We start from the raw sequence: 20,213 nt of genomic DNA, 5'->3' as shown, positions 1-20,213 counted from the left end.
AGCGGACGACCGGGGGCCGAGCCCCGCGGATCGTCCCGCGTTAGTATTCGAGCTGCCCCGTGCCACGGCAGCGGAGCAGAGCGATCCTCGCACAATGATCGTATCTTTTACAACCACTGATCGTATTTTTCGGAGGCGTCATGGCGCAGGCATCCCACGGATCCGTGCTCGACGCTCTCGGGCTCCGTATCGCATCGGGTGAGCTCGCACCGGGATCGGTGTGCACCCTCGCGGATCTCGAAGCCGAGTTCGGCGTTTCCCGGACGGTCGTGCGCGAAGCGGTCCGGGTCCTCGAGGCCATGGGCATGCTCTCGTCGCGCCGCCGGGTCGGCCTGACCGTCACGCCGACGAGCGAGTGGAGCGCGCTCGACACCCGCCTCATCGGCTGGCAGCTCGCCTCTCCCCGGCGCGATCACCAGATCGTCGTGGTCAACGAGCTGCGCTCGGCGGTCGAGCCGATCGCGGCGCGCCTGGCCGCGCAGCGCGGCACCGACGTCCAGCGGTCCGAGCTGCTGCGGCTCGCGGCACGCCTCGAAGAGCTCGGCCACAGCGGGCGCGGCGCGTCGCCGGAGTACCTCGAGGTCGATATCCAGTTCCACGACCTCATCCTCGACATGAGCGGCAACCTCATGCTCGCCGCGAACAAGGCCGCGATCGCCGCCGTCATCGCGGGGCGTTCCGATGTGGGTCTCACGCCCGCGGTCCCCTACGAAGAGGCCCTGAACAACCACGTGCAGACGGCCGCGGCGATCGCACGCGGCGATGCCGACGGAGCCGAGCGCCATACCCGCGGCTACGTCGACGCCGTGCTCAGCGAGGTGCGGGCGCTGGTGTGACCAGCCCGTCGGGCCGGCCGCCGCGGAGCGCCGTGACGAGCGCATCGATCGACTGATCCGTCATCCGCTGCACGGCACCGCCGGTGTGGCCTCCCGCATGCGGTGTCGCCACCACGCCCGGATGCCCGACGAGCGGCGAGCTGGAGGGCGGCTCGGTCTCGTAGACATCGACCGCGACGCCGTGAAGGCGCCCCTCGTCGAGCGCACGGCGCGCCGCGGCCTCGTCGAGCAGGCCGCCGCGAGCGGTGTTGACGACGATCGCTCCCGGCGGCAGCAGCCCCAGTCGGCGCTCGTCGAGCAGATGACGGGTCTCGGGAAGCAGCGGGACGTGGAGGCTGACGACGTCGCTGCGGCGGCACAGCTCGTCGATCTCGACCCGCTCGACCCCGGCCTGCGCGAACGCCTCGTCGGGCAGCATCGGGTCGTAGGCGATCGCCGTCATCCCGAGACCCCGCGCACGCTCGGCGACCAGGCGGCCGATCGCCCCGAACCCGACGACCCCCGCGGTGCCGCCCGTGAGCTCCTTGCCCTCGAGGCGCGGCCACTCCCCCGCTCGCACCGCTTCGTCGAGCCGGGGGATGGCCCGCGCCGCGGCGAGCACGAGACCGATCGCGAGCTCGGCGACGGCGATCGCATTGGCACCGGGGGTTCGCGTCACGATGACCCCCCGCGCCGCCGCGGCATCCAGGTCCACCCGGTCCACGCCCACGCCGTACCGCGCGAGGACGCGCAACCGGGGCGCGGCGGCGAGGACGGCCTCGTCGTATTCGTCGAGGCCGGCGATGATGCCGTCGACGTCAGCGACGAGCGGGACGAGCTCGGCCGCGGTGAGCGGGCGTCCGTGGGGATTGAGGACGACCTCGCCGACCGCGTCGCGGAGCCTGCGGAGCGACGCGCCCTGCGGATCACGGCACAGCGAGGTCGGCGTCACGAGGACCTTCATCGCGCCGCTCCCTGCGACCCGGGCACCGTCCGCTGATACTGGTCGAGGTAGCGGGCGAAGCCCTCGTCGTAGCGGTCGCGGTACTCCGTCCGGGGTGCGATCGTGCGCACCTCCACGTCGTCGAAGGCCGGATGCCGCAGGTCGAGCCCGCTCGCGAGCATCCCCATCCGCACCGCACCGACGATCGAGGTGTGCTGCTGCGCCGAGACCTGCATCTCGACCCCGAAGACGTCGGCGGTCAGCTGCGTCCAGAACGGCGAGGAGAGGACGCCGCCCGAGAGGATGATCCGTCGTGGCGTGCCGCCGAGCGCCGTGAGCTCCTTGTAGCAGTGGTAGAGCGAATAGACGATGCCCTCGAGCACCGACTGGTACATGTCCACACGCGAGTGCGCCGGCGCGAGATCGACGAAGCCGCCGCGACGCTGGTCCTGCCAGCCGGGGCTCCGCTCGCCGAACAGGAAAGGCAGGAAGACCGGGAGGTCGACACGGTCGGTCGACAGCGACGGCTCGATGTCGAGGTAGTCCGTCGACGCGCCGAAGAGGCGATCGCGCGCCCAGTCGACGCAGTTGCCGCATCCCGAGGTGGCGGCGCCGCTGAGCGCTCCGAGGGGCGAGCGGTACGACCAGGTGCTGAGGGTGGGTGAGAACGCCGGGTGGCGCGAGGCGACCCGGAGCGCGCCGCTCGTCCCCATCGAGAAGGTCATCTCTCCCGGTTCGGTCGCGAGGTCGCCGACCTGGTTGAGACCCCCGTCCGGACCGGGTGTCAGCACCGGGGTGCCCGCCGCGAGCCCCAGGAGCACCGCCGCCTCGGCCGACAGCGGCGCTGTCGCCGTCGTCTCGTGCAGCTCGGGCAGCCGCACCCGGCCGAGGTCGAACCGGTCGATGACCTCGCGGTCCCATGTGGCATCGGTGGCCGAGAGCAGCCCGCTGCCGGAGGCCAGGGAATCGTTCGTCCAGACCTCACCCGTCATCCGGGCGAAGATGAGGCTCGCCTGGTCGAGGGCGAGGAGTCCGTCGATGTCGAGCCCCTGCGAGCGGAGGTACTGGAGCTTGAACACGGGGTAGATGGCGTTGACCATGCAACCGGTGCGTTCGTAGAACCACCACGTGAAGTCGTCGTCCGCGCGCAACGCGGCGCTGAGGTCCTGCGCCCCGGTGTAGGGCCACTCCATCACCGGGGTCACTGCCGAAAGGTCGTCGGAGCGGAGGGTCAGGCCGTGCCACGTGCCGCTCAGGACGATGAGGTCGATCCGCTGGCCGGCCGCGGCCTCGCGACCGAGGGCCATGAGCTGGATGTAGATCGCATCGGCGTCCCGGACCGCGGAATCGGGTCCGTCGACTTCGAACCTCCGGCTGCGGACGGCGACCGCGCCGGTGTCCGTGTCGAAGAGCATGGTCTTCGCCGAGGTGGTGCTGGCTTCGAGAGCGAGGATCTTCATGAGGGCCCATCGTCGGGTGTCCGGCGGGCAGCAGCGTCGCCGAGACCCAATGATATGATCATTCGGTCGAAGATGAACACCCCGAGGAGAAACATCATGGCCGCTGTTCTCGATCAGATCGCCCGGTACCGACTCGTTCCGGTCGTCGTGGCCGATTCCGTCGCCGAGGGTTCCTTCATCGTCGATGCCCTCGCCGAAGGCGGGCTCCCGGTGGCCGAGATCACCTTCCGCACCGCCGCAGCACCCGACGCGATCGCGGCGATCGCGGCACGGGGTGACATCCTCGTCGGTGCCGGCACGATCGTGTCGCCCGCGCAGGTCGATACCGCCGTCGACGCGGGAGCGCGCTTCCTCGTCTCCCCCGGCTTCCACCCGGCGGTCGCCGATCGCGCCGCGGAGCGCGGGGTTCCCCTCATCCCCGGAGCCATCAGCGCCTCGGAGATCACGGCAGCGCTGGCCGCCGGCATCACGACCGTGAAATTCTTCCCCGCCGAGACCTCCGGCGGCCTCCCCGCCCTCCGCGCCCTCGCGGCCCCCTTCGGCGACGTGCGCTTCGTGCCCACCGGGGGCATCGACGCCACGAACCTCGACTCCTACCTCGCCCACCCCCGGGTGATGGCCGTCGGCGGTTCGTGGATGCTGCCGCGCGACGCCGTCGAGGCACGTGACGCGGCGCCCATCGTGCGGGCGACATCCGACGCCGTCGCACGCGTCGCGGCCTCGTCGCAAGCCGCTCCGGCCGGTCTGCCGAACGGATAAAGTGGCGAGAGAGCCGGGCTCTCTCGCAGTCCCTGCCATTCCACCCGCACGCGAACCTGGAGCTACGCATGGCGTCGACCCCCTCACCGACAGGACCCTCGACCGATCAGGATCAGGCGCCGCACGAAGCGGCCACTGCTCACGAGGGCGCTCCGCGTCCCGAGGAGGTCGACCGCCCGACCCCCGACGAGAGCGCTGCTCCCGCGGAGGCCGGTTCCGGCGCCGCCAACATCGGCGTGGTCGGACTCGCCGTCATGGGCTCGAACCTCGCCCGTAACCTCGCCAGCCGCGAGGGCAACACCGTCGCCGTGTTCAACCGGTCGCGGTCGAAGACCGACGAGCTCATCGAGGCGCACCCCGAGGCGGGCTTCATCCCCGCCTTCTCGTACGAGGAGTTCGCGGCCAACCTGCAGAAGCCGCGCACCGCGATCATCATGGTCAAGGCCGGTCGCCCCACCGACGCCGTCATCGACGAGCTGATGCGGGTGTTCGAGCCGGGCGACATCATCGTCGACGGCGGCAACTCACTGTTCACCGACACCATTCGCCGAGAGAAGGCTGTCCGCGAGGCCGGCTTCAACTTCGTCGGCATGGGAGTCTCCGGCGGCGAGGAGGGCGCCCTCCTGGGCCCGTCCCTCATGCCCGGCGGCCCCGACGAGTCGTGGGTGACGCTCGGCCCGATCCTGAAGTCGATCGCTGCGGTCGCCGAGGGCGAGCCGTGCGTGACGCACGTCGGCCACGACGGCGCCGGCCACTTCGTGAAGATGGTGCACAACGGCATCGAGTACGCCGACATGCAGCTCATCGCCGAGGCCTACGACCTCATCCGCCGCGGCACGGGCAAGTCGCCCGCCGAGATCGCCGACATCTTCGCCGAGTGGAACCGCGGCGAGCTCGAGTCGTACCTGATCGAGATCACCGCCGAGGTGCTGCGCCAGACGGATGCCGCCACCGGCCAGCCGCTCGTCGACGTGATCGTCGACCAGGCCGGCGCCAAGGGAACCGGTGCGTGGACCGTGCAGACGGCGCTCGACCTCGGTGTTCCCGTCTCGGGCATCGCGGAGGCCGTGTTCGCGCGTTCGCTCTCGAGCCATCGCGAGCAGCGCGACGTCTCGGGCTCGCTGCCCGGGCCCGACGACGCGTCGTTCACCGTCGAGGACCCCGATACCTTCATCGAGCAGGTGCGTCTCGCGCTCTACGCCTCGAAGATCGTCGCGTACTCGCAGGGCTTCGACGAGATCCGTGCCGGTGCCGCGCAGTACGGCTGGAACATCGACCTCGGTGCAGTGTCGAAGATCTGGCGCGGTGGCTGCATCATCCGCGCGCAGTTCCTCAACCGCATCGCCGATGCGTACGCGACGGGCGACGAGCTGCCCGTCCTCCTGACCGCGCCGTACTTCGTCGAGGCGCTCGGCCGCGCTCAGGACGCCTGGCGTCACGTCGTGCAGGCCGCTGCCGGCGCCGGCATCCCCGCTCCCGCCTTCAGCTCGTCGCTGTCGTACTACGACGGCCTGCGTGCGGAGCGCCTGCCCGCGGCCCTCATCCAGGGCCAGCGCGACTTCTTCGGAGCGCACACCTACAAGCGCATCGACAAGGACGGCACCTTCCACACGCTGTGGTCGGGCGACCGTTCCGAGGTCGAGGCCGAAGACACGCACTGACCCCGACTTCCGGGTCGACGAAGGCCCCGCCGAGCATCTCCGCTCGGCGGGGCCTTCGCTGTTCGCGACGAGGGGACGTCAGAGCCAGTCGTTGCGCTTGAAGATCCCGTAGAGGCCGGCGCTGAGGAGCACCATCAGCCCGAGCGCCATCGGGTAGCCCCACGGCTGTGCGAGCTCGGGCATGAATCTGAAGTTCATGCCGTAGACGCTGGCGACGAACGTCGGGGCGAACCCGATCGCCGCCCACGACGAGATCTTCTTGACCTGTTCGTTCTGGCGCACCTGCACGACGGTGAGGTCGGCCATCTTCTCGTCCAGCCGCTGATTGACGAGCGTCGCGTGGATCGTCAACGCATCGTCGAGCGTGTGGCGCATCGACTGCACGCGCTCGGCCACGTACTGCGCACGGCCCCGGACATCGTCCCACCCGGCCGGTTCAGCGCCCGCGGCGGCGTCCGTGAGGGTCGTCCCGAGCCGCGTCAGGACGTCCGGCAGGGGCGTCGTGGCGTGAGCGAGGTCGATCACCTCCCGCTGCAGGTCGAAGATGCGCCGCGACACTCCGGGGTCGTCGCCGAACAGCTGGTCCTCGATCTCGTCGATGTCGTTCTCGACGCCGTCGAGCACCGCGCGGTACCCGGTCGTGACGAGTTCCGCGAGCACCCACATGACGGATGCCGGGCCGCGGCGGAGCAGGTCGCGGTGGCCGTCGAGACGGCCGCGGAGTTCGCTGAGGTCGATGCGATCCGACCGCGTGACGGTCACGATGAGGTGAGGTGCGAGGAAGACGTCGATCTCATCGCACCGGACCGTCTCGGACGCGTCGTCGTAGTGCGCGGGCTGCAGCACCACGAACGCGTGATCCCCGGTGCGCTCGAAGATCGACCGCTGGTGCGGCCGGAGGGCTTCCTTGACGGCGATCGGGGGCAGGCCGAGTTCGTCCGCGCGGCTCTCGATCTGCGCGGCGTCGACGTCGATCAGCGCGATCCACGCGAACCCGCCCCGCTCTCGTGCGAGCGCGGCCGCTTCTCCCGGCGGGAGACCGTCACCCGCCACCGCACCGTCGACGTAGACCGCGGTCTCAACGTTCGTCATGAGGTCACCGTATGCCACCTCGGATGCTCACAGCTCAGACATAGCGTCGCCCATAGCTTCTCCATAGAGAACGCCTCACAATGGCATCATGACCACCCCAGCACCCGCCACCCTGCAGCGTCCCGACGGCTCTCCGCTGCGCGTCCTCGTCGTCGACGACGAGCAGATGCTCACCGATCTGCTCTCGATGGCGCTCAAGATGGAAGGGTGGGAGGTCCGCTCGGCGGCATCCGGTTTCGAGGCCCTCGCGATGGCGCGGGAGTTCGAACCCGACGCGATGGTGCTCGACATCATGATGCCCGACCTCGACGGGATGTCGGTGCTGCAGCGCCTCCGCCAGTCGGGTGACGATGTTCCCGTGCTGTTCCTCACCGCGAAGGATTCCGTGGGCGACCGCGTCGCGGGGCTTACGGCGGGCGGCGACGACTACGTCACGAAGCCCTTCAGCCTCGAGGAGGTCGTCGCGCGGCTGCGGGGCCTCATGCGGCGCGCCGGAACCGCGACCGCCGGCGGCGCCGACCCCGTGCTGCGCGTCGGCGACCTGACGCTCAACGAGGACTCGCACGAGATCGAGCGCGCCGGGACGAGCATCGAGCTCACCGCCACCGAGTTCGAGCTCCTGCGCTACCTCATGCGCAACCAGCGGCGCGTGGTGTCGAAGGCGCAGATCCTCGATCGCGTCTGGAACTACGACTTCGGCGGCCGCTCCTCGGTCGTCGAGCTGTACATCTCGTACCTGCGCAAGAAGATCGACGCCGGTCGCGAGCCGCTCATCCACACCGTCCGGGGTGTGGGCTACATGATCAAAGCTCCGCAGTGACGCCCTCCCCGCATGGCGCCGGCGCGCGCGGGCGCACCGATAGGCAGCCCCGCAAGCGCTGGACGTTGCAGACGCGGCTCATGCTGACGGTGGTCAGCGTCGTCGCGTTGACGCTGATCGCGAGCGCGGTCGGACTCGCCACCACCATCGGGACCGTTCTGGTCGCCACCGTCGACACGAACACCGAGTCGCTCACCCGCAGCCTCAAGCTGTTCGACAGCAGCGGCTACGTCGTGCGAGCGCGGTCGGCGGAAGAGACGATCGCGGGCACACCGGGACTCCCCTACGGCTACACGCTTCTCGTGCAGGATCCGCGCGGTCCGGTCACCGGCGCGACCTTCGACGGCGAGGAGGGAGTGCGCAGCCTCACCGCCGCCGAGGTGAACGATCTGGCCTCGACAGACCTCAGCGCCCTTCCCGCCACGATCGAGATCGGTGATCTCGGCGCGTTCCGCGTCGTTTCATTCGAAGCGGGCGACATCACGGGGCTGGGTGCCCTGCCGCTCGCCCAGGTCGACAAGAGCGTGGCGACCGTCGTCACGACGATCGCGATCGTCACGATCGGGGGCCTGCTGCTGCTCAGCGCAGCGATCGCGGTCGTCATCCAGCGTTCGCTGCGGCCGCTGCGCGTCGTCGCCGACACCGCGACCCGGGTGGCATCGCTCCCCCTGTCGCAGGGCGCCGTCTCGATCACCGAGCGGGTTCCCGCGGAGGAGACCGACGACCACGACGAGATCGGCCGCGTCGGCGCTGCCCTCAACACGCTGCTCGACCACGTCGATGAGTCCCTCGTCGCACGACAGCGCAACGAGGAGCGCATGCGGTCGTTCGTCGCGGACGCGAGCCACGAGCTGCGCACCCCGCTCGCCTCGATCCGCGGGTACTCGGAGCTCTCGCTCCGAGCGATGCGCCAGGGCGTGCCCGGAGTCGAGGAGACCACGACCGCCGCTCTCGAGCGCATTCAGGCGCAGTCGCTGCGCATGACGAGCCTCGTCGAGGACCTGCTGCTCCTCGCACGTCTCGACGAAGGGCAGGAGCTGGTCTACGGAACCGTCGACCTGACCGCACTCGCCATCGACGCCGTGGCCGATGCGCGCGCAGCGGGACAGGACCACGAGTGGCGGCTGGACGTCGGCGACGAACCGGTCGTCGTCGCGGCGGACGCGACACGCATCACGCAGGTCGTCGCGAACCTCTTGGCCAATGCCCGCGTCCATACTCCCGCCGGGACGACCGTCACCACCGCGGTGCGCGTCGCCGACGGAACGGCGATCCTGTCGGTGCACGATGACGGCCCGGGGATCGACCCCGCCGTCGTCGACGAGATCTTCGAGCGCTTCTCGCGAGGCGACAGCTCGCGAGCGCGGCAGACGGGTGGCACGGGCCTCGGCCTCTCGATCGCCCGCGCCATCGTCGCGGCGCACGGCGGCTCGCTCACGGTGCAGAGCGAACCCGGATCGACCACGTTCGAGCTGCGGCTGACGGCGCGACCGGCCGATCCCGGATCGGCGGGTACGATCGCGGAGACCGACGCGGAGTCGGATGCCGGGACGGGGTCGGGTGCCGGGCCGGGCGCCGGGGCGGGTGCCGGGCCGGGCCCGATCGCGCCTGAGCACGCGGGCGGAGCCGAGGACACAGCATGACGCTCCGCCAGCCGCGGGTCGTCGCGGTGCGCCACGGGCGCGTGCAGCCGTCCGGCTCATGGATCTATGTCTGGGTCGACGGGGCGACGGGCGACATCGCCTACGTCGGTGCGACACCGTACGACCCCGTGCTTCGCACTCACCTGCACCTCGAGAGCGACGATGCGCAGCTGGGAAGAGTGCGCGCGACCGTCGATGGATACGCGGAGCGCGACTTCGACGTTCTCGCCTTCGAGCTTCCCGCCGACATCGAACGCGCTGAAGCGAAGGGTCTCCTCAAGCGCCGTCTCCGTGGGGATGCCCACCCGTCACCGACGGATGTATCGACGGCGCTGTGGCGCGCGGTGGACGACATCGCACGCGCCGTCGAATACCAGCGTTCTGAGATAGCCCGACGCGGTCGGGCAAACGGCTGAGGTCGTCTGTTCCTCCCCAGGGGCGATGCTTGGTCGATCCCGCCTATAGAAGCTTTGTTCTAATGCAATGTCTGACCCTGCTGCCACAATGGGAACATGACAGCGAACGGCGCTGGTGGTCCGGACGGCGGCGTGGTCTCGCCGCACGGTCCCGCGATCGCGGCGTACGGCGAGGCGCTCGCGCTGGTGCATGACGCGGATGTCGCGTCGGTGCGGGCTCTGGCCGCGCTGGGCCGGTCGGCGTTGCGTGAGGCGCACCGTGATGGTGTGCGGGGGCTGGCGTCGGACATGGAGCTGCGGTCGGTCGCGGCCGAAGCGGCGGGCCTGGCCCGGCGGACCGACCGGCGCCTGCAGGCCGACATCGACCATGCGCTGACGGTCGTCGACGACTACCCGACCGTGTTCGCGGCGTGGGAGGGGCGGCGGATCACCCGCGACCACGTCGACGTGGTCGTTCAAGCGGGAACCGGGCTGCCCGACGAGGTGCGGGGCGAGTTCGAGATCGCCGCGATCGCGGTGTGCGAGCGCGACATCGCGACGCGGGTGAAACCGGCCCTGCGGGCCCTGGCTGAGAGGCTGCACGAGCGCACGTTCACCGACCGGCACCGCGACGCCACGGCAGGACGGTGCGTGCGGGTCTCACACGGCGCGGACGGGATGTCGGATGTCACCGCGACTGTCCCGACCGTGATCGCAGTAGGGATGCTCGACCGGCTCACGCAGATGGGACAGTCCGTGAAGGACGCCCGGGTCGCGGGCGCGGGGGTGGGCGCTGGGGCGGCTGCTGGGCCGGATGCCGCGAGCGCACACGAGGCGGCTGATACCCGGACGATGGACCAGCTGCGGGCCGACATCCTCGGCGACCTCGTCCTCGGCGGAGCACCGGTGGTCGACCCGACCTACGTGACCGACCGGCCCGGTGGACTCGGCGCGATCCGGGCACGCGTGCAGGTTGCCGTCGCGGCGGAGACGCTGATGGGCAAGGACAAGAACCCCGCCGAGGCGGTGGGCGCCGGGCTGATCGACGCCGTCACGGTCCGGCAGCTCGCCGGGCAGGTCAGCGAGTGGGACCGGCTCTTCATCGACCCCGTCACCCGGACGCCGGTCGAGATCGACACCTACCGGCCCACCGCGTCGATGAAGAAATTGCTGGTGGCCCGGGATCAGCACTGCCGGTTCCCGGGATGCCGCAGGGCCGCGATCCGCTGCGAGATCGACCACACCGTCGATCACGCCCTGGGTGGGCACACCCACATCTTCAACCTCGCCCACCTCTGCCAGCGGCACCACTCCATGAAGCAATTCACCACGTGGGAAGTCCGGCAGCTCGGTGGCGGGGTCCTCGAATGGACCTCACCCCTCGGGCGGGTCTACCGCGAAGACGTACCCATACCGGCAGTCTGCTTCACCAGCGAAACCGCGAACCCGCCACCGGTGGACGGAGCCGGCGGGCCACCTCCGCCCGATGGACCGACACCGTTCTGAGGAATCGAGCGATCTGGATGCGGGCCGCGAAGAGCGACGAAAACCGAACCGAGCTGACGGAATCGACGAGCGCCCAGCCGCACGTTCGATCCGGGCCGGCCGCCAGACTAATACCCGGCGAACGCGTCGGTGGTGAGCGACCGCGCCCTCGAGAGGGCGGGAGCGAGGTCGGCGATGAGCCGAGGCGGGCCGGAGATGAAGGCGTGCCGCTCGGTGAGGTCCGGCACGAGCGTGGCGAGGGATGCTGCGGTCAGCCGCGCCCCGCCGGTCCACGTCCAGTGGTCGGGAAGACTCCGCGGCTCATCCCGCGTCACCACCATCACCGGGATGCCCGCGGCGATGATGTCATCGCGGAAGGCCAGTTCCTCGGCATCCGACGCCACATAGACCATGACCACATCCCGCCGCTCCCCCGCCATACGCATCTCGCGCAACTGCGAGACGAAGGGCGTCACCCCGATACCGGCCGCGACGAGCAACACCTTGGCATCGGTCCGTGCGGGGAGCACGAAATCGCCCCACACGCCGGTGACGGGAAGATCGCGACCGGGCTCGACCAGCGCGAGCGCCTTCTTGTAGCTCGACTGCGACCCCTCGCGGATGGCGATCCGCACCTCCGGCAGCTCCGCGGGCGCCGAAACGATCGAGAATTCGCGCCGCGTCCCCCGCGCATCGGGGCGACGGTGCGGCACCTCGAGTTCGAGGTACTGTCCGGGACGGAATCGGAAGCCGCGATGAGCGCGGAACGTCAGCTCCCGCACGGAGGGGGTCAGCGCTGTGCGTTCGACGAACGTCAGGCGCACCGCGGCGCGGTAGGCGAAGAAGAACGCGAGCAGGTTGCCGATGAGCAGCGCGCGCTCCTGTCCGAGACTGACGTCACCGATGAGGATCGGCCAGCCCGCCAGCGCGCCCACCAGCGCAGCGACCGCGTACTGCTGCCTCCGACGCGGCGGAAGGGTCAACGGCTCAGACAGCATGAACGCACCGAGGAAGAGGAACGGCGACGACCACAGCACCTGCCCGATGACGGTCGCATCGACGGGGAGCGAGACCTGGGCGTACTGCACGAACGTCCGCACGAGCGCGACAGCGACCGCGACGACCAGGAAGACCGCGACCACCCGCACCTTCTCCGTGCGCACGAGCACAAGACCGCCGAGAAGGATGACGGGCACCGCGAGAACGGGCGACCCCACCCACCACGCCGACGCGCCCAGGTCGGGGAACGGGATGCTGAGCACAGTGAGCACCGTTGCTCCGGCCGCGGCGGGATTGAAGATGTGTCGCCCACGCCAGGCCAGCAGGTACTTCGATGCGGAGGCGACCACCCCGGCGACCGCGAGCCCCGCGATCCCCGCCGGATCGAGCGTCGGACGCAGCACGAACAGCAGGATGAGCGCGGTGATGACCGCCGATTCGATGCGCCACGTTCGGCCGAGCAGCCGCTGCGCTACAGCATCCACCACGATGATCGCGGCGGCCAGGACGACGAGCGACACCGGGAGAGCCAGCGGATCGCCCGCGATCTGACCGGCGACGGTCAGCACGAAGGCGATGACCGCGAGCAGGGAGAGGGCCATGAGAACGAATCGGTACATCGACACGCGTCCGAGCGCGCCGACGGCTCGGTTTCGAAGGGCCGTCAGGGATGTCATACGAACAACTCCGCTTCGCAGTGGGGTGACCATTCGACGGAACCGTCGGTGCGCATCCGCACCCACGAGGCCTCACTGCGCTCCGCGAAGCGAGGGCCGCCGTCGAAGAAGAGGGCTGTGGCGACGGCATCCGCCGTCATGGCGTCCGAAGCGACCGCCCACGTCGCCGCGTACTCCCGAACCGGTTCGCCCGTGCGCGCGTCGAGAACGTGATGCAGACCATCGCCCCACGCTCGACGGTTGGTCGCGGAGGCGCACAGCGCCCCGGCGTCAAGCGTCCAGACTCCGACGGCCCGGGACCCGTCATACGGGTGCTCGAGCGCGACACGCTGCTGCACCCCGTCGATCGCGAGGTCGCCGCTCGCATCGACGACGAGCCAGCCGGCCGTGCGCCGCCGCAACTCCGACATCACGAGATCGACGAGGCGACCCTTGCCCACCGCGCCCACATCGATCGTCGCCGGGCTGTGAAGCGTGAGTCGATCGTCCGCCAGCTCGACGACATCGCGCCACAGGTCCGGCGCGGCCATCGCCCCGCGATCGCGGAGGGAGTACGAGCCGTCGTAACCGCGCCGGGCGAGTGCGTCACCGACGAGCGGGTTCACCGCGCCGTCCGTGACGTCGGCCAGGTCGCCGTACAGCGCCAGCATGGCCGCGGCGTCGGGAGGCGCCGCGACCGATCCGCCCGACGCCAGCCGGCTCACGGTCGAGTCCGCGCGGAATCTCGACCAGTCCCGGTCGAACGACTCCACGAGCGACATCACCGCTGACCGATCGCCGTCACGCAGCGGCACCTCGCTGTCGACGCACCACGCAGTTCCGATGGCGCCGAACTCCCACCGCCCGAAGCCGGCAGTCGCGATGATCATGCTGCCGCGTCGGTGCGGATCTCCTCGACCGCCGCGTTGAAACCACCGCTCGTGAGCGACGAGCCCGCCACGCGGTCGACCTTCACGTCGTCGAGGCTCTTGCCGACGACGGCATCCGAGATGCCGCCGATGAACTGCGACTGGTACTGCTTGCTCTCGCGGCGGGTCGGCTCACCGGTGACCTCGACCGCGGTCACGGCATCGGATTCGACCGTGAGCGTCACGGTGATCGTCTCGGGGCCCTCGGGGGTCTGATAGGTCCCCTCGGCCGTGTACGTGCCGTCGGTGTAAGTGCCGCCGGTCGCCCCCGACGAACCGCTCGAGCTGCCCGAACCGGTCTCGGTCGTCGCGTCGGCGGAGGGCGCCGTGCCCGATGCGGGCTGCTCGCCTTCGGCTTGGCCCGCGCAGCCGGCGAGGAGCGCAAGGCCGGCGACGGACGCCGCGGCGGCGGTCACGCGGAGCGAACGGGGTACGGCAGTGGCGCGGATCATGATGGGTCCTCCTGTGTCGTGCCCCTCCGGGGGGAGGTGGGCTGATCTCACGCTAGCGGCCCGTCGCCATGGCTCCCCTTTGTCGTTCCTATGCGTTTGCATCGAGTTCCGGCGCGCGCCACAGCGCTTTCAGCCCTTCGACCGCGAAGAAGATCGCCACGGCGAACCCCAGCGGAAGCAGCCAGGCCTGCGCCGAGAGCGGCCGCGATTCGAACAGTGCGTTCATGAACGGCACGTACGTGTAGATGAGCTGCAAGCCGATGAGGGCTGCAGCCGACCACCAGATCACCCGGTTGCCGCGCAGGACATCCCGGGTCAGGCTCGAACGGCGCAAGAACCGGCAGTTCAACAGGAACGCCAGCTGGCCGAGCGCGAGTACGGAGACCGAGACCGTCCGGGCGACATCCAGCTCGGCGCCCGTTGCTCGAACGATCGCGAACGCCGCGAGCGTCGCTCCCCCGATCATCACCGACACGATGAGGACGAACAGAAGTTCGCGCAGCGAGATGATCGACCCGCCGCTCGACCGGGGCGGTCGCGACATGATCCCCGGCTCGGCCGGCTCGTACGCGAGGGCGAGCGAGAGCGTCACCGCCGTGACCATGTTCACCCACAGCACCTGCACGGGAGACAACGGCAGCGCCAACCCGAAGACGACGGCGACGAGGATCACGAGCGACTGGGCCCCGTTGGTGGGCAGCAGGAACACGATCGACTTGCGCAGGTTGTCGTAGATCCGGCGCCCCTCGCGGATCGCGGAACGGATGGTGGCGAAGTTGTCGTCAGCGAGCACGATCTCGGCGGCTTCTTTCGTCGCCTCGGTGCCCTTGATCCCCATCGCGACTCCCACGTTCGCGCGGGTGAGCGCGGGGGCGTCGTTGACGCCATCACCGGTCATCGCGACCACCTCGCCGTGCGACTGGAGCGCTCGGACGATACGGATCTTGTGCTCGGGACTCGTCCGCGCGTAGACGTCGACGTCGCGGACGACATCCTTCAGCTTCTCCTGGCTGAGCGACTCGAGCTCGCCGCCGGTGAGCACGCGGGGTTCGTCATCCGACACCAGCCCCATCTCACGGCTGATCGCGACGGCCGTTCCCGCATGGTCGCCCGTGATCATCTTCACGCGGATGCCGGCCCGGTGGCAGTCGGCGATCGCCTCGACGGCCTCGGGGCGCGGGGGGTCGAGGATGCCCCAGAGGCCGAGGAACTCCAGCTCATCGACGTCGTCGATCCCGACCTCGTCGAGGCGCGACGGCTTGCGCGCGGCGGCGAGCACGCGCAGGCCCTCGGCGCTCAGCTCGGCGATGACCGCATCCCAGAACTCGCGGTCTAGTTCCTCCGGCCCCGCGGCCCCGCGCTGGCGCATCGAGCGGTCGAGCAGCCGGTCGGGCGCGCCCTTGACGAGGAGAGCGCGCGACCCGTCGGCGCCCTCGTTCAGGGTCGCCATGAACTTGTTCTCCGAGTCGAACGGGAGCACGTCCACGCGCCGGACGCCCTCTGCCTCACCGTCGTGTCCGCCCTTCATCGCGACGACGCGCAGCGCACCCTCGGTCGGCTCACCGACGAGCTTCCAACCGTCGTCATCCGAGACGACGTTCGCGTCGTTGCAGAGGTCCGCTACGGCGAGGACGGCCGACAGATCACCGCCGGAACGCCCGTCCCCGTCGGTCCGCTCGATCTCGCCCGCCGGTTCGTAGCCCAGCCCCGAGACGTCGTAGCGCGCGACCGGGGTGACGATCCGCCGCACCGTCATCTCGTTCTTCGTCAGCGTGCCCGTCTTGTCGGAACAGACGGTCGTCACCGAGCCCAGCGTCTCGACAGCGGGAAGCTTCCGCGTGATGGCGCGACGCCGGGCCATCTGCTGGACACCGATCGCCAGAGTGATCGTCACGAGCGCCGGCAGCCCTTCCGGGATCGCCGCCACCGCGAAACCGATCGTGGCCGAGACGAGCTCGCCGAACGGCATCCCGTGCACGAATCGGCCGATGAGCATCATGGCGGCCGCCATCCCGAGGATGACGAGGGTCAGGACCCGCCCGAACGCGTCCAGCTGCTTCGTGAGAGGCGTCGTCAGGGCTCCGGCGCCCCCGACGAGCTCCTGGATCTTGCCGATCTCGGTACGAGCGCCCGTGCCCGTGACGATTCCGCGGGCCTGTCCCGCCGACACGATCGTGCCGGAGAACGCCATCGACGCCCGGTCGCCGACGCCGGCATCCGCGTCGACCGGATCGGTGTGCTTCGATGCCGGTACCGACTCGCCGGTCAGCGCCGCCTCGTCGATGCGCAGCTGGCTCGCCTGGACGAGCCGGAGGTCGGCCGGAACCTTGTCGCCCGGTGACAGGCGCACGACATCGCCGGGCACGAGCTCGGCGGCGGGCACACTCCGCCACGAGCCGTCTCGGCGCACGCTCGCATCCGACGACAGCATGCCGCGGATGCCCGCGAGAGCCTTCTCGGCGCGCCCCTCCTGGGCATACCCGATCACCGCGTTGATGATGGCGACGGCGAGGATGACCCACACGTCGAGCCAGTCCGCCATGACCGCCTTGATCGCGGCGGCGGCCAGCAGGATGTAGATCAGCGTGTCGTTGAAGTGCGAGAGGAACCGCAGCCACGCGGGCGTGCGCTTGGCCTCGGGAAGGACGTTCGGCCCCACTGCGTCGAGGCGCCGCCCTGCTTCATCCGAGCTCAGGCCGTCGGCGCTGGTTCTGAGCACCGCGGCGACCTCGTCGACGGGACGGGCGTACGAGCGAGGCGACTCGAGATCCGCCTCGGAGACAGGGGCAGCCATGGGGCCGATCCTACGGCGTGCGGCTTTGCGGTACACCGGAGGCCGCCGGAGAAGATCCCGGTGCGGCCGCGTCCCGAACCCGACGCTCGATGCAGCGCCGGGGTCACCCTGCCGGGGTCAGGTCGAGTCAGGCGGCGCCGTCGAACATGCTGGTGACCGATCCGTCCTCGAAGACCTCCTTGATCGCGCGCGCCAGAAGCGGGGCGATCGGGAGGATGGTGAGGCCGGGGAACCGCTTGTCTTCACCGAGCGGGATCGTGTCGGTGACGACGACCTCGTCGATCGCGGCGTCTTGGAGTCGCTCGACCGCCGGGTGGCTGAAGACCGCGTGCGTGGCCGCGACGATGACCCGCTCGGCGCCGTTGTTCTTCAGGGCCTGCGCGGCCTTGACGATGGTGCCGCCGGTGTCGATCATGTCGTCGACCAGCAGGCAGACACGTCCGCGCACGTCGCCGACGATCTCGTTGACGGTGACCTGGTTGGCGACGTTCGGGTCGCGACGCTTGTGGATGATGGCCAGCGGGGCGCCGAGGCTGTCGGACCACGTGTCCGCGACGCGAACGCGACCGGTGTCGGGTGACACGACGGTGAGCTTGTCGCGGTCTTCCGGGCTGAGCGTGCGCTCGAAGTGCTCGAGCAGGACCGGCTTGGCGAACAGGTGGTCGACGGGGCCGTCGAAGAAGCCCTGGATCTGCGCGGCGTGCAGATCGACGCTCATCACGCGGTCGGCGCCGGCGGTCTTGAACAGGTCCGCGACGAGGCGGGCGCTGATGGGCTCGCGTCCGCGGCCCTTCTTGTCCTGACGCGAATACGGGTAGTAGGGCGCGACGACGGTGATGCGCTTCGCGGATGCGCGCTTCGCCGCATCCAGCATGATGAGCGTCTCCATCAGCCATTCGTTGACCGGCGGACCGAACGACTGGACGAGAAAGAAGTCGCAGCCGCGGATCGACACCTCGAAGCGGGTGAGGATCTCGCCCGACGCGAATGTGCGGTGCTCGGTGGGAACGAGCTCCGTGCCGAGCTGGGTGGCTACATCGGCCGACAGCGCGGGGTGCGAGCCACCGGATGCCACGACGAGACGCTTCTTGGTCTTGGCGACCAGTCCCGGGGCGATACCCCGCGAGACGTCGAGGTCAACCGTGTTCTTCTTGCGAGCCATCGTCCGCTTCCTGTGAAGACCGCACGCGTGCCGCTGCTGCGGCGGCTGCAGTACCGGGTCTGTTCTTCTCGACCCACCCTGCGACATTGCGCTGGGGGGCGACGCTGAGCGCGAGAGCACCGGCCGGCACGTCCTTGCGGATGACCGCTCCGGCGCCGGTCTTGGCGCCCTCACCGATCTTAACGGGCGCGACGAAGACGTTGTGCGAGCCGGCGTGGACCTCGTCGCCGATGACGGTGCGGTGCTTGGCCAGGTCGTCGTAGTTCGCGGTGATCGCGCCCGCGCCCAGGTTCACGCCGCGACCGATCTCGGCGTCGCCGACGTACGACAGGTGCGGAACCTTGCTGCCCTCGCCGATGACGGCATTCTTCGTCTCGACGAACGTGCCGATCTTGCCGCGCTCTCCCAGCTGCGTGCCCGGCCGGATGTACGAGAAGGGCCCCACGGTCGCCCCCGCCCCGATGACGGCGAGCGTCGCGTCGCTCCGGGTGACCGAGGCGCCCGCGCCGACCTCGCAGTCGGTCAGTGTCGTGTCGGGGCCGACCGTGGCACCCTCCGCGATCGCGGTGGCCCGCAGGATGTGCGTGTTCGGCAGGACGGTGACATCGGGGGCGAGCGTAGCCGTGACGTCGATCCACGTCGTGGCGGGGTCCTGCACGGTGACCCCTTCGAGCTGCCAGCGGCGCACCGTGCGCGCGTTCAGGAGGCGTCCGGCCTCGGCCAGCTGCACGCGGTCGTTGACGCCGACGATGAGGGTCGGGTCGACCACCGGCTGTGCGGCGACGGCGAGGGCGTCGGCGCGCAGCATCCCCACGACATCGGTGAGGTACTTCTCGGCCTGGACGTTGGCCGTGCTGATCCGGCCGAGACGTTCGCGCAGCGGCCCCGCCTGGAACGCGTAGACCCCGGCGTTGACCTCGTCGACGGCTCGCTCGGCGTCCGTCGCGTCCTTGTGCTCGACGATCCGGTCGACGCCGCCGGCGGTATCGCGGATGACGCGGCCGTAGCCGGTGGGGTCGGACAACCGTGCGCTCAGCATCGTGGCCGCGGCGCCGGTCGAGCGGTGCGTGCGCAGCAGGTCGCGGAGCGTGCCGTCGTCGAGGAGAGGCACGTCGGCGCTGAGCACCAGCACGTCGCCCGCGAACTCCGGGAGCTGGTCGAGCGCGACCTCGACAGCCCGTCCCGTGCCGGGGATCTCGTCCTGGTCGACGACGACGACCTCGGGAGAGACGCCGAGCACGGCCTCCGCGACGCGGTCGCGCTCGTGGCGGACGACGACGAGCACATGGGCGGGGGCGAGGTCGCGGGCCGTGTCGAGCACATGACCGACGAGCGGACGGCCCCCGATGCGATGCAGCACCTTCGGGAGGGACGACTTCATCCGCGTCCCCTGGCCCGCGGCGAGGATCACGACGGCGAGACGGGGATCGAGTTGGGTGTCGCTCATGCTCCGCCGCCAGGACTCGAACCTAGACCTCACAGCTCCAAAGGCTGTCGTGCTGCCATTACACCACGGCGGACCGCCGCACCGAGGTGCAGCCCGACAAGTCTGCCAGAGCGCACGGCGCCCCGTCTCCGCGGCGCCTGTGTCGCGCGCCCGGTTCGCGATAATGGGGCCATGGCACACGAGACCGACGAGGTGGACCGCATCGTCGGTGCGTGGTCGCTGCAGCGTCCCGACCTGGACTTCTCGCCGCTCGAAGTGCTCTCGCGCGTCGATCGACTGTCGCGCCATCTCGACCGCGCGCGTCGCGAAGCGTTCCGCCGCAGTGATCTCGAGCCCTGGGAATGGGACGTCCTGTCGGCCCTCCGCCGCGCCGGCGAGCCCTACCAATTGAGCCCTAAGCAGCTCCTCCAGCAGACCCTGGTCTCGAGCGGCACGATGACCAATCGCATCGACCGGCTCGTCGCCCGCCGGCTCGTGCGGCGCGAGTCCGACCCGGGTGACGGGCGCAGCGTCCTGGTCACCCTGACCGATGACGGACGCATCCGCGTGGATGCCGCGATCACGCGCCTCGTCGACGCGGAGGCGGTGCTCCTGGCCGGTCTGTCGAAGAGCGACCGCGACCGCCTCGCCTCGCTCCTGCGCAAGCTGTCGCTGGGCTTCGACGGCACTCCCCCGCCACCGTCCGCCTGAGGTGTCCGAGC

The 20,213-nt window shown here is 70.1% G+C and carries 17 protein-coding genes and 1 tRNA gene; 8 read left to right on the top strand and 10 right to left on the bottom strand.

Going from position 1 to position 20,213, the window contains the following annotated elements; all coding sequences use genetic code 11:
- Positions 1-140 precede the first annotated feature (140 nt).
- On the top strand, positions 141-836 hold the full coding sequence (locus MTS1_RS00385) for a FadR/GntR family transcriptional regulator (RefSeq protein WP_023950364.1): 696 nt from the start codon (positions 141-143) through the stop codon (positions 834-836).
- On the opposite strand, the gene MTS1_RS00380 is transcribed toward MTS1_RS00385, so the two are convergent.
- Both MTS1_RS00380 and MTS1_RS00375 read right to left on the bottom strand, forming a co-directional pair.
- Entirely contained in the window at positions 811-1,779 is a 969-nt protein-coding gene (locus tag MTS1_RS00380) for a phosphoglycerate dehydrogenase (RefSeq protein WP_023950362.1), read from the bottom strand. The two genes, MTS1_RS00385 and MTS1_RS00380, sit on opposite strands and share 26 nt — an antisense overlap.
- Positions 1,776-3,218 (bottom strand): gluconokinase, encoded by a 1,443-nt coding sequence (locus tag MTS1_RS00375; RefSeq protein ID WP_023950360.1) that lies wholly within the window; start codon positions 3,216-3,218, stop codon positions 1,776-1,778. The genes MTS1_RS00380 and MTS1_RS00375 overlap by 4 nt, the downstream gene beginning before the upstream one ends.
- A gap of 96 nt (positions 3,219-3,314) precedes the next feature.
- Here MTS1_RS00375 and eda point away from each other — a divergent pair, with 96 nt between their 5' ends.
- Together eda and gndA are read left to right on the top strand one after the other, a co-directional pair.
- On the top strand, positions 3,315-3,977 hold the full coding sequence (gene eda / locus MTS1_RS00370) for a bifunctional 4-hydroxy-2-oxoglutarate aldolase/2-dehydro-3-deoxy-phosphogluconate aldolase (RefSeq protein WP_023950358.1): 663 nt from the start codon (positions 3,315-3,317) through the stop codon (positions 3,975-3,977).
- 68 nt (positions 3,978-4,045) lie between these two features.
- Positions 4,046-5,638: an NADP-dependent phosphogluconate dehydrogenase gene (gene gndA / locus MTS1_RS00365; protein ID WP_023950356.1), complete on the top strand. Its 1,593-nt coding sequence runs from the start codon at positions 4,046-4,048 to the stop codon at positions 5,636-5,638.
- 78 nt (positions 5,639-5,716) lie between these two features.
- Here gndA and MTS1_RS00360 read toward each other — a convergent pair whose 3' ends face one another.
- Positions 5,717-6,730, bottom strand: coding sequence for a magnesium and cobalt transport protein CorA (locus tag MTS1_RS00360; RefSeq protein ID WP_036304822.1), 1,014 nt, complete (start codon positions 6,728-6,730; stop codon positions 5,717-5,719).
- Positions 6,731-6,818: 88 nt separating this feature from the next.
- Between MTS1_RS00360 and MTS1_RS00355 the strand changes: the two genes are divergently transcribed.
- The 4 genes from MTS1_RS00355 (at position 6,819) to MTS1_RS00340 (ending at position 11,094) form a co-directional block, all read left to right on the top strand.
- Complete coding sequence (locus MTS1_RS00355; RefSeq protein WP_023950351.1) at positions 6,819-7,550, top strand: response regulator transcription factor; 732 nt, start codon at positions 6,819-6,821, stop codon at positions 7,548-7,550.
- An 80-nt stretch (positions 7,551-7,630) separates the two neighbouring features.
- Complete coding sequence (locus MTS1_RS00350) at positions 7,631-9,193, top strand: cell wall metabolism sensor histidine kinase WalK (protein ID WP_081731797.1); 1,563 nt, start codon at positions 7,631-7,633, stop codon at positions 9,191-9,193.
- The gene (locus tag MTS1_RS00345) at positions 9,190-9,609 is read left to right on the top strand and encodes a hypothetical protein (RefSeq protein WP_023950347.1); all 420 of its coding nucleotides are present in this window, start codon (positions 9,190-9,192) and stop codon (positions 9,607-9,609) included. The genes MTS1_RS00350 and MTS1_RS00345 overlap by 4 nt, the downstream gene beginning before the upstream one ends.
- A 96-nt stretch (positions 9,610-9,705) precedes the next feature.
- Positions 9,706-11,094, top strand: coding sequence for an HNH endonuclease signature motif containing protein (locus MTS1_RS00340; protein WP_023950345.1), 1,389 nt, complete (start codon positions 9,706-9,708; stop codon positions 11,092-11,094).
- A gap of 107 nt (positions 11,095-11,201) precedes the next feature.
- On the opposite strand, the gene MTS1_RS00335 is transcribed toward MTS1_RS00340, so the two are convergent.
- The 7 genes from MTS1_RS00335 to MTS1_RS00305 form a co-directional block, all read right to left on the bottom strand.
- Positions 11,202-12,749 carry an FAD-dependent oxidoreductase gene (locus MTS1_RS00335; RefSeq protein WP_023950343.1) on the bottom strand — a complete coding sequence of 516 codons (1,548 nt, stop codon included), beginning with the start codon at positions 12,747-12,749 and terminating at the stop codon, positions 11,202-11,204.
- Positions 12,746-13,618 (bottom strand): FAD:protein FMN transferase, encoded by an 873-nt coding sequence (locus tag MTS1_RS00330; protein WP_023950341.1) that lies wholly within the window; start codon positions 13,616-13,618, stop codon positions 12,746-12,748. The genes MTS1_RS00335 and MTS1_RS00330 overlap by 4 nt, the downstream gene beginning before the upstream one ends.
- Entirely contained in the window at positions 13,615-14,109 is a 495-nt protein-coding gene (locus tag MTS1_RS00325) for an FMN-binding protein (RefSeq protein WP_023950339.1), read from the bottom strand. Before MTS1_RS00325 ends, MTS1_RS00330 begins: the two co-directional genes overlap by 4 nt.
- An 88-nt stretch (positions 14,110-14,197) precedes the next feature.
- On the bottom strand, positions 14,198-16,903 hold the full coding sequence (locus MTS1_RS00320) for an HAD-IC family P-type ATPase (protein ID WP_023950337.1): 2,706 nt from the start codon (positions 16,901-16,903) through the stop codon (positions 14,198-14,200).
- A gap of 127 nt (positions 16,904-17,030) precedes the next feature.
- Entirely contained in the window at positions 17,031-18,065 is a 1,035-nt protein-coding gene (locus MTS1_RS00315) for a ribose-phosphate diphosphokinase (protein WP_023950335.1), read from the bottom strand.
- On the bottom strand, positions 18,040-19,512 hold the full coding sequence (gene glmU / locus MTS1_RS00310) for a bifunctional UDP-N-acetylglucosamine diphosphorylase/glucosamine-1-phosphate N-acetyltransferase GlmU (protein ID WP_023950333.1): 1,473 nt from the start codon (positions 19,510-19,512) through the stop codon (positions 18,040-18,042). The genes MTS1_RS00315 and glmU overlap by 26 nt, the downstream gene beginning before the upstream one ends.
- Position 19,513: 1 nt before the next feature.
- Positions 19,514-19,585: transfer RNA gene (locus MTS1_RS00305), tRNA-Gln, on the bottom strand.
- 98 nt (positions 19,586-19,683) lie between these two features.
- Between MTS1_RS00305 and MTS1_RS00300 the strand changes: the two genes are divergently transcribed.
- Entirely contained in the window at positions 19,684-20,202 is a 519-nt protein-coding gene (locus MTS1_RS00300; RefSeq protein ID WP_023950331.1) for a MarR family winged helix-turn-helix transcriptional regulator, read from the top strand.
- Positions 20,203-20,213 lie beyond the last annotated feature (11 nt).

This window comes from Microbacterium sp. TS-1 (assembly GCF_000509385.1).
Taxonomy (GTDB): Bacteria; Actinomycetota; Actinomycetes; order Actinomycetales; family Microbacteriaceae; genus Microbacterium; species Microbacterium arborescens.
The sequence above is the reverse complement of the archived record's forward strand: the minus strand, read 5'-3'. Positions and strand labels throughout refer to the sequence as shown.

What these genes read in the sequence shown, in the direction of transcription:
- MTS1_RS00385 (WP_023950364.1), top strand. Translation starts at nt 141, where the DNA reads ATGGCGCAGGCATCCCACGGATCCGTGCTCGACGCTCTCGGGCTCCGT.
- MTS1_RS00380 (WP_023950362.1), bottom strand. Translation starts at nt 1,779, where the DNA reads ATGAAGGTCCTCGTGACGCCGACCTCGCTGTGCCGTGATCCGCAGGGC.
- MTS1_RS00375 (WP_023950360.1), bottom strand. Translation starts at nt 3,218, where the DNA reads ATGAAGATCCTCGCTCTCGAAGCCAGCACCACCTCGGCGAAGACCATG.
- eda (WP_023950358.1), top strand. Translation starts at nt 3,315, where the DNA reads ATGGCCGCTGTTCTCGATCAGATCGCCCGGTACCGACTCGTTCCGGTC.
- gndA (WP_023950356.1), top strand. Translation starts at nt 4,046, where the DNA reads ATGGCGTCGACCCCCTCACCGACAGGACCCTCGACCGATCAGGATCAG.
- MTS1_RS00360 (WP_036304822.1), bottom strand. Translation starts at nt 6,730, where the DNA reads ATGACGAACGTTGAGACCGCGGTCTACGTCGACGGTGCGGTGGCGGGT.
- MTS1_RS00355 (WP_023950351.1), top strand. Translation starts at nt 6,819, where the DNA reads ATGACCACCCCAGCACCCGCCACCCTGCAGCGTCCCGACGGCTCTCCG.
- MTS1_RS00350 (WP_081731797.1), top strand. Translation starts at nt 7,631, where the DNA reads ATGCTGACGGTGGTCAGCGTCGTCGCGTTGACGCTGATCGCGAGCGCG.
- MTS1_RS00345 (WP_023950347.1), top strand. Translation starts at nt 9,190, where the DNA reads ATGACGCTCCGCCAGCCGCGGGTCGTCGCGGTGCGCCACGGGCGCGTG.
- MTS1_RS00340 (WP_023950345.1), top strand. Translation starts at nt 9,706, where the DNA reads ATGACAGCGAACGGCGCTGGTGGTCCGGACGGCGGCGTGGTCTCGCCG.
- MTS1_RS00335 (WP_023950343.1), bottom strand. Translation starts at nt 12,749, where the DNA reads ATGACATCCCTGACGGCCCTTCGAAACCGAGCCGTCGGCGCGCTCGGA.
- MTS1_RS00330 (WP_023950341.1), bottom strand. Translation starts at nt 13,618, where the DNA reads ATGATCATCGCGACTGCCGGCTTCGGGCGGTGGGAGTTCGGCGCCATC.
- MTS1_RS00325 (WP_023950339.1), bottom strand. Translation starts at nt 14,109, where the DNA reads ATGATCCGCGCCACTGCCGTACCCCGTTCGCTCCGCGTGACCGCCGCC.
- MTS1_RS00320 (WP_023950337.1), bottom strand. Translation starts at nt 16,903, where the DNA reads ATGGCTGCCCCTGTCTCCGAGGCGGATCTCGAGTCGCCTCGCTCGTAC.
- MTS1_RS00315 (WP_023950335.1), bottom strand. Translation starts at nt 18,065, where the DNA reads ATGGCTCGCAAGAAGAACACGGTTGACCTCGACGTCTCGCGGGGTATC.
- glmU (WP_023950333.1), bottom strand. Translation starts at nt 19,512, where the DNA reads ATGAGCGACACCCAACTCGATCCCCGTCTCGCCGTCGTGATCCTCGCC.
- MTS1_RS00300 (WP_023950331.1), top strand. Translation starts at nt 19,684, where the DNA reads ATGGCACACGAGACCGACGAGGTGGACCGCATCGTCGGTGCGTGGTCG.